The sequence below is a fragment of the Flavobacterium sp. genome, assembly GCF_965262375.1.
Taxonomy (GTDB): domain Bacteria; phylum Bacteroidota; class Bacteroidia; order Flavobacteriales; family Flavobacteriaceae; genus Flavobacterium.
The window spans coordinates 1,145,617-1,159,646 of the sequence record NZ_OZ253527.1 but is presented as its reverse complement, the minus strand read 5'-3'; the positions used below and the strand labels follow the sequence as shown (position 1 = coordinate 1,159,646).

Below are 14,030 nucleotides of genomic sequence, written 5' to 3'. Positions count from 1 at the left end.
CTTTTGTATTTTAAATTTTCAGTATGGATTCTTCCTTTAATAATTTAGTTCATCTTTTACTACCTGAATATATTATTGAATATTTTGAGTTAACATTAATAGATAAAAAACAAGAAATACTTCATTTATATTTAGAGGAAATCAATAAGCCTCCTATTGAATATTCTCAGGATAAATTGCAATCGAAAGGTTTTTTTGAAAGCATTACCGTTCAAGACTTTCCAATTAGAGAGCTTAAGGTTTATCTACATATAAAAAGAAGAAGGTGGCTCAATTTAACCACTAATCAAGTTGTTTTTAGAGACTGGAATTTAGTAGCGCAAGGCACTCGGTTTACACAAGAGTTTGCCTCTTTTTTAAAAGAAATCAATCGACACTAACGCTCATGACACAAAAAGCATCGCTACTTTTTATGGTGTTAATGGAAAATTATTGCAAAAACAATACAAAGATTTTTTAAGTGATTTTAAAACTTGGAAACAAAAATCTCATGCAAAAGATTGGTTGCTTTATCCTGAAAACCTAGGAGAATACCTTTCAATTGATGAAACTGCTTTGTCTTATGATGAATTGTATACTATAGTTACAAACAAAAAAGCCAAAGGTAGAAAAGGTAGTATTGTGGCTGTTGTAAAAGGAACAAAGGCAGAAAGTGTTATTGAAGTATTAAATAAAATACCTTTAAAAATAAGGAGTAAAGTTAAAGAGACGACTTTAGACATGGCTCCAAATATGGAACTCATTGTAAAAAAATCATTCCCTAACGCAACCTTAGTTACCGATAGGTTCCATGTTCAAAAACTAGCCATTGAAGCTTTGCAAGAAATAAGAATAAAGCATAGATGGGAAGCAATCGACCAAGAAAATGATTTATTAGAAAAAGCTAAAACACAAAAAAGAAAATATAATCCTGAGATATTAGCCAATGGTGAAACTAAGAAACAACTCCTTGCGAGAAGTCGATATTTACTATATAAGCGAGAAAATAAATAGACATACAATCAAAAAGAAAGAGCTAAAATACTTTTCGAAATCTACCCTGATTTAAAACTTGCTTATCAACTTTCGATAGAACTGGCTAACATCTTTCAAAATACAACAAACAAACTTTACGCATATACAAAATTGGCAAAATGGCACGAAAAAGTAAGTCAATCAAATTTTAAATCATTCAATACAATATCAAGAACAATAACAAATCATTATAAAACAATACTAAATTACTTTGACAACAGAAGTACCAATGCTTCAGCCAAATCTTTTAATGCAAAAATAAAGGCTTTTAGAAGTAAATTTAGAGGCGTAAGAAACATAGAATTCTTTCTTTTTAGACTTACAAATTTATATGCCTAATTTATCAAATCCACAGGTTTTGGACTTGATCCTTGATCCATTAAAAATACAAAACAACATTTTCAAAACAAAAAAAAGCTCTTCATTTCTGAAGAGCTTTCTTGCGGTCTGGACGGGACTCGAACCCGCGACCCCATGCGTGACAGGCATGTATTCTAACCAACTGAACTACCAAACCTTTATAAAAATCATTTCTGATTTCTGAGTGCAAATATACAGCAATTTTCCAGTCTCACAACCCTAAAAAAATTTTTTTTTAAATTATTTTTTAAAACCCAAAACAAAAAAAGCCCTTCATTTCTGAAGAGCTTTTTGCGGTCTGGACGGGACTCGAACCCGCGACCCCATGCGTGACAGGCATGTATTCTAACCAACTGAACTACCAAACCTTGATAAATCATTTCTGATTTCCGAGTGCAAATATACAGCTATTTTCTAGCTCTACAAGCAAAAATTAAACAATTTCTCAACAAAAACTAAAATCAAATCACAACTAACTAAAGATCAGAAAACTCAACAATTCCCACATTCAAAATCTCAAACAACTTCAAAAAGAAAAAAGGAAATTCTACAAATCCCCTTTATTTTATTCAAATCTACCGCACCCATTTTTCCTTTAAAAATTAGATAAAAAAAAAGCCCTCCAAATGGAAAGCTTTTCATTGGTCTAACTACTAAACCATCCACCGAAGTGGACTAAACAACACAACTAATTTTAAAATCTTTATTTGGGCAAAAAAGCGCTCCAAAGAGCGCTTCTTCATTCCAATTTAGCGGTCTGGACGGGACTCGAACCCGCGACCCCATGCGTGACAGGCATGTATTCTAACCAACTGAACTACCAAACCTTTTGCTTAATTGCGGATGCAAATATACAACCGTTTTTGAATTCTGCAAGAAAAAAATTATTTTTTTTTAAATTATTTTACAAAACATTACACAAATGATTGTTTTTCAATCAAATACGTTGTCATTATTTTTTCAAAACTTACGCCTATTTCCACTGGAACATACTTAATTTTATACATAGCACAAGTATCGGCCAAACGCTTAAAATAAGATGTTACCGTATTTTCATACACTTCTTTAATGTTTTCAGAAAACAAATTAATATGCTCCCCTGTTTCTAAATCAATAAATTTTCGAGGATGATTATCAAAATTGAACTCAAATTCTGTCTTTTTATCAAAAACATGAAAAACAACTACTTTATGTTTGTTATGTTTCAAATGTTGCAAGGCTTTAAACAACCGTTCTTCATCACTATCTTGAAACATATCCGTAAACAATACTATCATAGACCTACGATGCATTTTTTCAGCAATTTGATGCAAATACGTAATCGTATCCGTTTGCTTTCCTTGTTTACTGGTCTGCAATATTTCTTCTAATTTATGCAACAACATATTATGATGACGTTCACTTCCCTTTTCAGGAGCATAATATTCATACGCATCTGAATAAACACTCAAGCCCACGGCATCCCGTTGTTTTTTTAGCAAATTCATTAAAACTGCAGAAGCCAAAACAGAAAATCCTATTTTGTTTTCATAAAAAAATTGTTTGGGTTGCAACTTAGGATAATGCATCGAGGAAGAATTATCTATAATGAGATGACAACGCAAATTAGTTTCTTCCTCATAACGTTTGGCATACAACCTATCCGTTTTAGCATATAGCTTCCAATCAATATGTTTGGTACTTTCTCCAGGGTTATAAATTTTATGCTCCGCAAACTCGGCAGAAAAACCATGAAATGGCGATTTATGCATCCCTGAGATAAAACCTTCAACAATTTGATTAGCCAATAGCTCTAAATGCTGAAAACTGGATATTTTTTCTATTTGTGATTCAAGATTCATAACTCAAATATAAAAAAAAGGTCTGACTCTCGTCAGACCTCACAAACACTTTTTATCGTATTACAATAAAGCATCAATTGCTTTAGTATAAGTATCTTTTGGAGCTACCCCTACTTGACGTCCTACTACTTCCCCATTTTGAAAAATTAAAACCGTAGGAATGTTACGTACGCCATATTTAGCAGCAAATTCTTGGTTTGCATCTACATCTACTTTACCAATTACGGCTTTACCGTCATATTCAGTAGCAATCTCATCGATTACTGGACCTACCATACGACATGGACCACACCAAGCCGCCCAAAAATCAACTAATACTGGTTTATCTGATTGCAATACTACTTCATCAAAAGTAGCATCTGTTATTGCTAATGCCATTTTTTTCTTATTTTATAATTTTAGTTAAACAAAATTAGAATTTTATTTTAAATAACCATAATCGATTAAATTATTAATCTTGATGCTTTTATAAAAAAAACTGATGTAAAACAAAAAGAGTTGCCTACTAGACAACTCTTTTTTAATATAATAGGGTTAGAAATTAGAAGTTATAACGCATTCCTAAAGTCAAACCTACACCGCTGATGCTTACATAAGAAGCTAATTCATCTTTAGCACGATTAGCATCAAATGTACCTGTAGCTGAATTATTAGAATTAACATCCAAAACATCAACGTAGTTTGAATGTATCTCAGACACTTTCAATGTTGAAAGATTATCCATACCATTTACAGTACTTGATATCGTCTCTTTAGTTTTTCCTTTAACAGTAAAATTACGATACTCAACTTCGATAAATGCTGACACTGAACTTGAAAACTTATAAGAAGTTCCTAGAGAAGACATAAAGCCAATTGTTGGATTCGGCTTTACACGGTCGGTTTTAGAAAAATCAGCAAATTTATTACCTCCCACAACTATAGATCCCGTAGTTTTTATATCTAGATAACCATAAACTGGCACAATGACACCAACTTTAGCATACGGCTCGAATTTATCTACTTCTCCAAGATATAGCGCAACAGATGGCGAAAGATCAAAAGCACTGATTTGACCCTCTGAAACCGAATTAACTTTTTTAGGCAAATCCCCAAAAATTGGATGCGTAACTACACCATCCGGACGATTAGTATAATCCGCCATAGTTTTAGAATTACTCATGTAATAATGCACCCCCATTTCAAAACCTAAACGTTCTGTAAAACGGTATCCTCCAACTAAGTTAGTTCTAACTCCTTCCCCAAAAGAACCACTTATTTCTTCAGATGACAAAAGCTTACCTGCTGTATTATAAACTGACTTTCTTGGAGCTAATCCTCCAACTTCAGGAAAATTTGTAGGAACTGTTTGAATAAAATAAGATCCACCAGCTTTTAAGTAAAAACCTTTTTTTGAATCCTGAGCATTAGCAGCTAAAGATAAAGCTACTGCGCTTACTAACATTAATTTTTTAAACATAATTTCAAATTTTGTGTTTGTTAATAATAAGCAAAAAAAAACACCTACATTTCTGCAGGTGTTTCATCCACTATGTGGTCCCACCTGGGCTCGAACCAGGGACCACCTGATTATGAGTCAGGTGCTCTAACCAACTGAGCTATAGGACCGTAAATTTACTAAGTAAACTTATCCTTGCAAGTATCGGCAATGCCTCATTGCGAGTGCAATATTAAGGCATATTTTCTATTCTGCAAAATTATTCTGCAATTTCTTGACATAATTCTACCAACACCCCGTTAGTCCCTTTAGGATGTAGAAAAGCAACTAATTTATTATCAGCACCTTTCTTTGGCATTTCATTCAAAACTACAAATCCATTTTTTTTCAATCTTTCTATCTCTTCCACGATATTTTCAACATCAAAAGCGATATGATGTATCCCTTCACCTTTTTTTTCAATGAATTTTGCGATAGGACTTTCTGGATTGGTAGCCTCTAACAATTCAATTTTATTCGGACCATTCATAAAAAAAGACGTTTTCACCCCTTCGCTAGCCACTTCTTCTTCTTTATAGGGAGGAACACCAAAAAGCAATTCAAACAACTTATTGGATTCCTCTAAATTTTTAACTGCAATTCCTATATGCTCTATTTTTCTCATTATTTTTTGTATTTTGTACAAATATAAAAAGTTTGAACCGAGTCTGATTGCAAGAATCCAACTAAAAAATTGTACTTTTGCCCCATGGAAACGAATAGACAAAAAAAAATAGGTAACGTTTTACAAAAAGATTTGGTGGATATTTTACAAGGTGAGGTACGTAAAAACGGAATTTCTAATCTTGTGATCTCAGTTTCAAAAGTAAGTGTTACTACCGATTTATCAATAGCAAAAGTATATTTAAGCATCTTCCCTCAGGACAAGGCAGCTGAAATTCTTGTTGCTATTCGCACTAACACACCGTTAATCAAACACGACTTAGCACAACGTGTAAAATTACAATTACGCAAAGTACCTAACTTAATCTTTTACATAGACGACAGTTTAGATTATATTGAAAAAATTGACAATGCACTTTCTGGGAAAGACAACCCAATTGACAATCCAGATTTGTTAGAAAAAAGAAAGAAATCCTAAATTGTATTTCCCGCTCTACATAGCACAGCGTTATTTACGTACTTCTAGTACGAATAACGCTATTAATATTATTAGCAAAATTGCTTCAGCGGGAATTATTATAGGTGCTATGGCTTTATTTGTGGTACTTTCTGTTTTTAGCGGATTGAAAGATTTCAGCCTATCTTTTAGCAACAATTTCGATCCAGACCTAAAACTATTCCCTGCAAAAGGCAAATCCCTACAAATCAGCACCACCCAACTGAACCGTTTAAAAAAAACGAATGGCATACTATTTTACAGCAAAGTCATCGAAGAAAAAGTGCTTTTTGTTTACAAAGGAAAGGAACAGGTTGCAGAGATCAAAGGAATTGACAACCAATTTACACAGGTAAACCCTATTAACAAATCCATTTACCAAGGTCAGTGGCTTGTACCCGAAACACCACAGGTTGTTATTGGCAATACTATTTGTCAAAAACTATCTTTAGGTTTATTTGACCTCAATAATACCTTTGAAATTTATGTTCCCCGTCCCGGCAAGGGAGCAATTACGGATCCTGAATCTGCATTTAACAAATCTAATTTAATCCCTATTGGTATCTATTCAATCAATGATGAATTAGACAGTAAATACGTTTTTGCCGATTTAAAACTAACTCAAGATCTTTTAGAATATAAATCGAACCAAGTTTCTGCCATTGAATTCAAACTTGACAAAACTGCTAATGAAAACGCGGTAATCAAGGACTTACAATTGATTTTTAAAGACCAAGTAATCATTAAAAACAGAGCACAACTAAATGACAGTTTACACAAAATGCTCAACACAGAAAACACGGCCATTTACCTAATTTTCACCTTAGTAATTGTAATGACATTGTTTACTTTAGCTGGAGCTATCATTATGATGATACTAGACAAACAAGGCAACTTAAAAACCTTATTCAATCTAGGTGTAACTATAAAAGAAATTCAAACCATCTTTTTCCTTCAAGGAAGCCTACTAACTTTTATTGGTGGATTTATCGGCATATTTATTGGACTTATTATTATTTTTATTCAAAGCCAATTCCACCTAATAATGATTACCGAATCATTAGCTTATCCCGTAAAAATTGAATGGATTAACTTCCTTATCGTCTTTGCTACTATCATGATTTTAGGGTTCTTAGCATCATATATTGCTAGCAGCAGAGTAAGCCAGAAATTACTAGCTAATTAAACTGCATTCGACAGAATTACAAAAATTTTCGTAATACGACTACTTTATCCCTCAATACAACAAAAAATAAGTATAAATAATGTCGTTGTATTTTGAAAGAAATCAAAATAATCAGCCAATATATTACTTTCTTCAGAAAAGCAAATTAGCATTCTTCATTATCAATTCGATAAATTTCAAAAGAGCTTTAGTATAAAGAACTCAAAAAAAAGAACTCAAAAAAACAAAGTTTACATTTATACACAAATAACTAAAGAACAAATTAACTTTCAAAAAAAGAAACCTTGCTGAATTATTCGCAAAAACAACTATCCGTATTGCGTATTTTTTAACATATTTTCAACTTTGCAACACAAACAAAAACAAATAATTAAAATTATCATGAAAAAATTCTTTTTAGCTATCACAGCATTAACAGCAATGGCTAGTTGCACAGTTGACCATGCAAACTCAGAAAAAAACAATGAAGCACAAACAATCAACGCACAAAATGAAGCCAAAAAAGCAAATCAAACTTCGAGATTAACTGCACAACGTATTGCTTCGACTACAGAAATCACTGTAACTACACAAGCTAGAGGCTTTTACCAAGCAACTACTTTAAAAGGTAGAACAGTAACCAAATCAAGCTCTGGTATTGTCCCTCCAAGCTCATATACTATATCAACTACAAAGTTCAATACTATTGACAACATTTTCTACGGATTAACAATAGATTTGATTCCTTATTTCAACGCACCTTCAACAACTTTTGTATATGATGGCGCTAGATCAGAAGTGCTTACTGTAGTACACAACGGAATTACATATACTTCAAAAACTTATGACGAAGGAAATCCAAACATTGTCTTAAAAAACTTAGTAAACAACATCAAAGGTTTGTAATACAATTGCAAAAAAGAAACGGTCTAGACAAACATCTAGACCGTTTCTTTTTTATACTAATTAGCAGCAAACTATCTCACCACTACCCCATTTTGCCAAATGTGCGGCACTTCTTCCGTAGCACGTTCGTTGATAGAATTTTGACGGAACGTAAATTTTTTATCGTATAATGTATTCCCTATAAAATAGGTTACCATAAATTCATTATTTAGCGCTAAAACACTATTTTCAATCATTTCAATTTTCAGTGCAGAAACACTAGGCAAAGATTTAAACCCATGTCGTAGCAAAGAAGTTTTGCGCATTTCGCCATCCATTTTACCGTAAGCTTTAGAAACCACGATGATGTTTTCTAAATCAAAATCAGAATCATTTACAAGATATACATTCCATACCTTGTCCATAAAATCATCATTCCACTCTTGAATAGCGGCTAAAAATACATTTTCAACTTTTGGAATAACTATGTCTTTTTTCATATTTTAAGAAGATAAAAGAGAATGGACTAATAGAAAATAGACGGACACATCTTTGATTTATCCGTCTATCATCTATTGTCTTTTATATATTAGATTTAAACTGTTCTAAGAAACGGACATCGTTTTCGTAAAACATACGAATGTCGCCAATTTGGTACAACAACATAGCAATACGCTCAATTCCCATACCAAAAGCAAATCCATTGTATTCCTCTGGATTGATATCACAGTTTTTCAATACATTAGGATCCACCATTCCACAACCCATAATTTCTAACCAACCTGTACCTTTGGTAATACGGTAATCGATTTCATTCTTTAAACCCCAATAAATATCTACTTCGGCACTTGGTTCTGTAAATGGGAAATACGATGGACGCAAACGAATTTTCGACTTCCCGAACATTTCTTTAGTAAAATACAACAAGGTTTGCTTTAAATCGGCAAACGACACATCTTTATCAATGTACAATCCTTCTACTTGATGAAAAATACAGTGCGAACGTGAGGAAACGGCCTCATTACGAAACACGCGTCCAGGAGAAATGGTACGAATAGGCGGTTTGTGGTTTTCCATATAACGTACTTGCACCGACGAAGTGTGGGTACGCAATAAAATATCAGGGTTCGTTTGAATAAAAAACGTATCCTGCATATCCCTAGCTGGATGGTATTCTGGCAAGTTCAAAGCGGTAAAATTATGCCAATCGTCCTCAATTTCAGGACCTTCAGACACGTTGAACCCTACATTTGCAAAAATATCAATAATTTGATTTTTCACTAATGATATCGGGTGTCGTGACCCTAATTTTAAAGGCTCGGCTGGACGGGTTAAATCCCCATAAATACCTTTTACTTCTTCTTTACTTTCTAATTCTTCTTGAATAGCACGAACTTTTTCCTCAGCAATATTTTTTAAGGTATTGATGATTTGACCAAATTCTTTCTTTTGGTCGTTCGGTACATTTTTAAATTCAGCGAAAATATCCTTAACTAATCCCTTGCTTCCAAGAAATTTGATACGGAATTCTTCTAGTTTTTCTTTATTTTGAGCGTTGAACGCTTGTGCCTCAGCAATGTATTCTTTTATCTTATCAATCATCGGTCTTCCTTTGAAAGTTGCAAATTTACTATTTTTTAGTGATTAGTAATTAGTGATTAGTAAAAAGTAGTTAGTTGATCATTGACTATTCACTTTTTACTATTCACTAATTACTCAATAATTTCTTTCTCAACAAAATAATTCACAATGGCTTCCTTCATCAATACCGATTGTTCACCTGCTTTTAAAGGAGGTAATTCTTCCTTAACTTTATAATGTGGCCATCCTTCGGTATCAAAATAATCGAATTCGTAATACCCATAAGGTTCTAACAACCTGCAAATAGCAATGTGCATCAGGTTGACTTTTTCATCCTTTTTGAAAGTTCTGTTGATTTTCCCTAATTCTTGTACTCCAATAATATAAATAATGGCGTCTAAATCCATTTCTTCTCCATCGGCAAATTTGTCGGACAAAAATTTCACAATTTGCTCCCAACGGTTTTTTAATTGTATATCGCGTGACATTAGCTATCGGTTATGAGTTATGAGTTATCGGTTATCGGTTATCAGTTATCAGTTATCAGTTATCAGTTGTCAGTTATGAATCAGATAATCTATGCCTTATAGATTCACAAACTTAAATTCAACGAGCAAAGATACTTAATCCGATTGCTTTTCTATTGTGCGTTGATTCTATTTTACTAAATTTGGAAAAAAAGAATCATGGGATTTATAGATATTTTTATTGGAGCTTTATTGGTACTTGGTTTTTACAAAGGTTTCAAAAATGGTTTGTTTGTCGAATTAGCGTCTTTGGTAGCTTTTTTTATAGGGATATTTATAGCTATCAAATTCTCTTACATCATCAGTAATATAATAGGTCAAAATGTTTCTTGGTCCCCTAAAACCATACAAGTAACTGCGTTCGTGCTTACCTTAGGACTTGTCGTATTAGGTATTCACATGATAGCCAAAATTCTATCCGGGATAGCGAGTTTTGCTTTTATGGGCTGGGTAAACACTTTAGCTGGAGGTGCTTTTGGTGCCTTAAAAACCGCTTTACTCGTAGGAATTGTTTTAAATTTATTCCAAAAAGTAAACATCAACGATATGTTGATAAGTAAAGAAACTCAGGATAGTTCGTTATTTTTTAATCCATGCATGAAAACCTCAGAAACTTTATTACCTGTGTTGGCCGACTGGTTTGCTGATTTAAAAGAAAAAACTGAAAATTTAGAAGAAAAGTAGTAAGCAGTAATCAGTGTACAGTACTCAGTGCCCCACAAAAAAAGTCAATAATCAACTGAATACTGAACACTGAACACTGAATACTGAACACTGAATACTGAACTCTACTTTATCTCCTTCACAGCACTCTTCTCTACCCAACCTTCTTTTTGGTCAGCCAGTTGGATTTTATAAAAATTATCTAAAGCTTCTAAAACAAATACTTTAGTACCCGCATGAAGTACAAAAGCAGTTGAAGCACTTGAATTAGGTTCGCTTTTAACCGTCAAGGTATCCACATAAACAATCGCAGGTTTTTCATTTTGTGTACGGCTAAACTCAAAAAAACCAGAGAATACACTTACTACAACCAAAAACAAAAAAACAAGCATTCCCGAGAAGAAAATTCTTTTGTTACGAGTCGAATAAGCATAAAAGTAAGCCACAAAGCATCCTAGGAAGAGAAAAGCCACCACTATAGCTATCCAAGCCCAAGTATCGAAATGGAAACTGGACGTAAAATCAGAAATCAGCTTAGCAAAACCTACTTGAGGCACTTCTTGAATATCGTCAATTGCCATTTTTTGGGCAAAAGCCAAGTTATTTTGAATCTCCGTATCATTAGGACTTAACAGTAAGGCTTTTTCAAAATTATACACCGCTGGTGCTACTTTATTGAGCTTATAAAAACAATTTCCCAAATTGAAATACACTTCTGCCGATTCTTCTCCTTTATCTAAAATAGATTGGTATTGCGAAATCGCTTCTTGATAATTTCCTTTTTGATAATACTCATTCCCTTTTTCAAATGGAGTTTGTGCCCAAATGAATTGAGAGAATAGGATGAATATGTAAAGTATCTTTTTCATAATTTTAAATTTAATAATAAAGGTCAGAGGTTATCTTAACCACTAAGAACACTAAGTAGGCACAAAGTGCGCTAGGCATTTCATTTAACTGATACACTAAGGGCGCTACGCTTCTTTTTAACCACTAAGGACACTAAGTAGGCATAAAGTGCCCTGAGTATTTCATTTAACTGATATACTAAGGAAGCCTCGTTTCTTTTTAACCACTAAGGGCACTAAGTAGGCACAAAGTGCGCTAAGTATATCGTTTAAAGGCACACTGAGGAAGCTCCACTTCATAGTAAACCATTAAATTTATCGTTCTTACAACTTACCGTTGATGACTCTCCTTACTCCGTTTTTTAACAACTTGACATTAAAATTAATCAGCATTCCTAATTTGCAATCTGACAATCTTAAATAGGTTAAAATCTGTGCTAAATGCACATCATTTAAAGCCTCAACTGATTTTATTTCTATTATAAACTTTTCTTCAACAATAATATCTATCCGATAGCCCACATCCATTTTTACATCTTCATATATCAGAGGAAGTGGTTTTTGCTTTTCTACTTTTAAATCTAATTTCTTTAACTCATAAAACAAACACTCTTCATAAGCACTTTCTAAAAGACCAGGACCTAATGTCTTGTGTACTTTCAACGCACTTTCAAAAACAAGTTTAGAAATTTCATCTTCGCTCATCTGTATTCGTTTTTTTCTTTTACTAGTGTGCTTGGTGCTCTTTGTGGTTAAGAAATCTGTTTTTCCAAATCGGCAATAATACTTACGGCCAAATTATAATCATTTTGAATACTTGTACTGGTTGAAGGCGCATAACGAGCAAATTCGCAACTCTCAACCAAAGCAATAAATTGTTCAATAGTACTTGCATCAGCATTTTTAACCGATAATAATTCTTTGATTTTATCCTTGCTCATGTCCGTTGTTTCGATATGCAATTTGGCTTTCAAGAAATTATGCAATGCACGTTCTAACGCAATATAGAATGGTTCCTTATTTCCTAATTGTTTTTGCGCTTCCGATAAGTATTTTTTAGCCAGTTTGTTTGACATACGGATACGATTACCACTTACATCAGCATTACGTTCGTCTTGCTTACGACGGAAAGCGATAATAAACGGTATTGCCACAAAAGGTAATAACAACAAGACATAAAACCAAAATGAACCTAAAAACGGCGTACTTCCTTGAGCAACCAAATCCGTCTTAGTTTTAATAAACCCAAAAGTGCTGGTTGAAGTTACTTTAGTTTTATTAGTACTTTCATCGTTAGAAGCCAAGGCCTCGCCTTCTTCCACAAAAAGAGTAATTTCTTTAGACGTAATGGTTTTATATGTTTTAGTAGCCAAATCGAAATACGAGAATGTCATCGGCTTTATAAGATACTTGCCTTTGCTTTGCGGAATAATGGTAAATTTATCCGTAATACTTCCCGTCATTCCTGTTAATGGTGTTTGCACATTTTCCTCATGTTCTGGGTCATACATTTCCAAAGCAGGAGGCACAACAGGTTTAGGCAAGGTAAACAATTTCAAATTCCCTTTTCCTGAAACCTGTACTTTCAAATCGATAGATTCCCCAGCACGTACACTTGTTTTAGAAGGTATCACTTTAAAATTAAAACTACCTACTGCGCCTGTAAAATCCTCTGGTTTACCCGCTTCTGGCAAAGGTTTCACCAGGATAGTTTTAGCACCCGCAGAAACTTTTTTATGTCCCATGGTCATAATTGGACGACCAAAGAAATCAGTTTCTCCCGAAGGAACTTCTACTTCAACATCTAGTGTTAACGGTTCGATGACTAACTTTCCAGATTTTTGTGGGTACAACACTGTTTTTCTTAATACCGCATAGCGATACATTTCACCCTTATATTTTCCTTCTTGTACTTGTAGTTGCTTGATGTCAATGTTTTGACTCCAGAAATTATTGTATTTAGGGTTTTGGGTTTCTTGCCAACCGCCAACACCTGTACGATGACTTACATAAATTTTATAAACTACCGTAATCGGTTCGTTCAAATACGGATTAGAATTAGAAATTTCAGCCACTAAATCGACTCCATCTTTCCCCATAGCGGTCGATGGTGGCGTTTGTGGTTGACGTTGTTGCTGGTAATAAGGTGAGCCTCCATAAGGGTCATACGGGTCACGTTCTTCTTGAACAGCATTACCTACCGTAATTTTAACCGAATTAGATTTGACAATTCTTCCGTCAATTTCGATAGAAGCGCCTTTAATAACAAAAGTACCTTTTTTAGAAGGTTGCAAAAAATAAGAATAAGTTAATTCAAATGACCTACGCCCATTAACCCAAACATTACTTACCGATTGATTGGGACCACCTACTATACGAAAACCTTCAAAAGATGGTGGTGTAAAATTATCACCCTCATAATTTGAGGTAAAATCAATACGCAAACGTTCGTTTATACCTAAATTATTCTTACTCACACTGGCCACAAATTGAATTTGAGCCGTGAGTTTCATACAAAATAGTAAAAGTATAAAAAGTAGTTTCTTCAT

Annotated in this window: 15 protein-coding genes, 4 tRNA genes and 1 pseudogene; 6 read left to right on the top strand and 14 right to left on the bottom strand. The window is 33.6% G+C overall.

What is annotated here, in order from left to right; all coding sequences use genetic code 11:
* Positions 1 to 23: 23 nt before the first annotated feature.
* Positions 24 to 380: an ISAon1 family transposase N-terminal region protein gene (locus ACQY29_RS05420; protein ID WP_428223790.1), complete on the top strand. Its 357-nt coding sequence runs from the start codon at positions 24 to 26 to the stop codon at positions 378 to 380.
* A pseudogene (locus ACQY29_RS05415) lies at positions 370 to 1,353 on the top strand (ISAon1 family transposase). The gene ACQY29_RS05420 and the pseudogene ACQY29_RS05415 overlap by 11 nt, the downstream one beginning before the upstream one ends.
* A gap of 104 nt (positions 1,354 to 1,457) precedes the next feature.
* Here the strand turns inward: ACQY29_RS05415 and ACQY29_RS05410 are convergent.
* From ACQY29_RS05410 to mce, 8 genes are all read right to left on the bottom strand, one after another.
* Positions 1,458 to 1,531, bottom strand: a tRNA-Asp gene (locus ACQY29_RS05410).
* Positions 1,532 to 1,668: 137 nt separating this feature from the next.
* Positions 1,669 to 1,742, bottom strand: a tRNA-Asp gene (locus tag ACQY29_RS05405).
* A gap of 385 nt (positions 1,743 to 2,127) precedes the next feature.
* Positions 2,128 to 2,201, bottom strand: a tRNA-Asp gene (locus ACQY29_RS05400).
* An 87-nt stretch (positions 2,202 to 2,288) separates the two neighbouring features.
* Entirely contained in the window at positions 2,289 to 3,215 is a 927-nt protein-coding gene (locus ACQY29_RS05395; RefSeq protein WP_428224222.1) for a DUF58 domain-containing protein, read from the bottom strand.
* Between the two features lie 60 nt (positions 3,216 to 3,275).
* On the bottom strand, positions 3,276 to 3,593 hold the full coding sequence (trxA, locus tag ACQY29_RS05390; RefSeq protein WP_428224221.1) for a thioredoxin: 318 nt from the start codon (positions 3,591 to 3,593) through the stop codon (positions 3,276 to 3,278).
* Positions 3,594 to 3,756: 163 nt separating this feature from the next.
* The gene (locus ACQY29_RS05385) at positions 3,757 to 4,674 is read right to left on the bottom strand and encodes an outer membrane beta-barrel protein (protein ID WP_428224220.1); all 918 of its coding nucleotides are present in this window, start codon (positions 4,672 to 4,674) and stop codon (positions 3,757 to 3,759) included.
* 75 nt (positions 4,675 to 4,749) lie between these two features.
* Positions 4,750 to 4,823: transfer RNA gene (locus ACQY29_RS05380), tRNA-Ile, on the bottom strand.
* 89 nt (positions 4,824 to 4,912) lie between these two features.
* Complete coding sequence (gene mce, locus ACQY29_RS05375; RefSeq protein ID WP_428224219.1) at positions 4,913 to 5,317, bottom strand: methylmalonyl-CoA epimerase; 405 nt, start codon at positions 5,315 to 5,317, stop codon at positions 4,913 to 4,915.
* Positions 5,318 to 5,401: 84 nt separating this feature from the next.
* On the opposite strand from mce, the gene rbfA reads away from it, so the two are divergent.
* From rbfA to ACQY29_RS05360, 3 genes are all read left to right on the top strand, one after another.
* Positions 5,402 to 5,794: a 30S ribosome-binding factor RbfA gene (rbfA, locus tag ACQY29_RS05370; protein WP_428224218.1), complete on the top strand. Its 393-nt coding sequence runs from the start codon at positions 5,402 to 5,404 to the stop codon at positions 5,792 to 5,794.
* A 1-nt stretch (position 5,795) separates the two neighbouring features.
* Positions 5,796 to 6,998: an ABC transporter permease gene (locus ACQY29_RS05365; protein WP_428224217.1), complete on the top strand. Its 1,203-nt coding sequence runs from the start codon at positions 5,796 to 5,798 to the stop codon at positions 6,996 to 6,998.
* Between the two features lie 381 nt (positions 6,999 to 7,379).
* On the top strand, positions 7,380 to 7,883 hold the full coding sequence (locus ACQY29_RS05360; protein ID WP_428224216.1) for a hypothetical protein: 504 nt from the start codon (positions 7,380 to 7,382) through the stop codon (positions 7,881 to 7,883).
* A 71-nt stretch (positions 7,884 to 7,954) separates the two neighbouring features.
* Here the strand turns inward: ACQY29_RS05360 and ACQY29_RS05355 are convergent, their stop codons facing one another.
* The 3 genes from ACQY29_RS05355 to ACQY29_RS05345 form a co-directional block, all read right to left on the bottom strand.
* Positions 7,955 to 8,362, bottom strand: a complete 408-nt coding sequence (locus tag ACQY29_RS05355) for a hypothetical protein (RefSeq protein ID WP_428224215.1) — start codon at positions 8,360 to 8,362, stop codon at positions 7,955 to 7,957.
* An 82-nt stretch (positions 8,363 to 8,444) separates the two neighbouring features.
* Positions 8,445 to 9,464, bottom strand: a complete 1,020-nt coding sequence (gene pheS / locus ACQY29_RS05350) for a phenylalanine--tRNA ligase subunit alpha (RefSeq protein ID WP_428224214.1) — start codon at positions 9,462 to 9,464, stop codon at positions 8,445 to 8,447.
* 110 nt (positions 9,465 to 9,574) lie between these two features.
* Positions 9,575 to 9,931 (bottom strand): hypothetical protein, encoded by a 357-nt coding sequence (locus tag ACQY29_RS05345; protein WP_428224213.1) that lies wholly within the window; start codon positions 9,929 to 9,931, stop codon positions 9,575 to 9,577.
* Positions 9,932 to 10,129: 198 nt separating this feature from the next.
* Here ACQY29_RS05345 and ACQY29_RS05340 point away from each other — a divergent pair, with 198 nt between their 5' ends.
* Positions 10,130 to 10,654 (top strand): CvpA family protein, encoded by a 525-nt coding sequence (locus ACQY29_RS05340; RefSeq protein ID WP_428224212.1) that lies wholly within the window; start codon positions 10,130 to 10,132, stop codon positions 10,652 to 10,654.
* A 104-nt stretch (positions 10,655 to 10,758) separates the two neighbouring features.
* Here the strand turns inward: ACQY29_RS05340 and ACQY29_RS05335 are convergent, their stop codons facing one another.
* From ACQY29_RS05335 to ACQY29_RS05325, 3 genes are all read right to left on the bottom strand, one after another.
* Complete coding sequence (locus tag ACQY29_RS05335) at positions 10,759 to 11,502, bottom strand: tetratricopeptide repeat protein (protein WP_428224211.1); 744 nt, start codon at positions 11,500 to 11,502, stop codon at positions 10,759 to 10,761.
* Between the two features lie 303 nt (positions 11,503 to 11,805).
* A complete protein-coding gene (locus ACQY29_RS05330) occupies positions 11,806 to 12,186 on the bottom strand; it encodes a GxxExxY protein (RefSeq protein WP_428224210.1) in 381 nt (126 codons plus the stop codon).
* A gap of 47 nt (positions 12,187 to 12,233) precedes the next feature.
* Positions 12,234 to 14,030: a BatD family protein gene (locus ACQY29_RS05325; RefSeq protein ID WP_428224209.1), complete on the bottom strand. Its 1,797-nt coding sequence runs from the start codon at positions 14,028 to 14,030 to the stop codon at positions 12,234 to 12,236.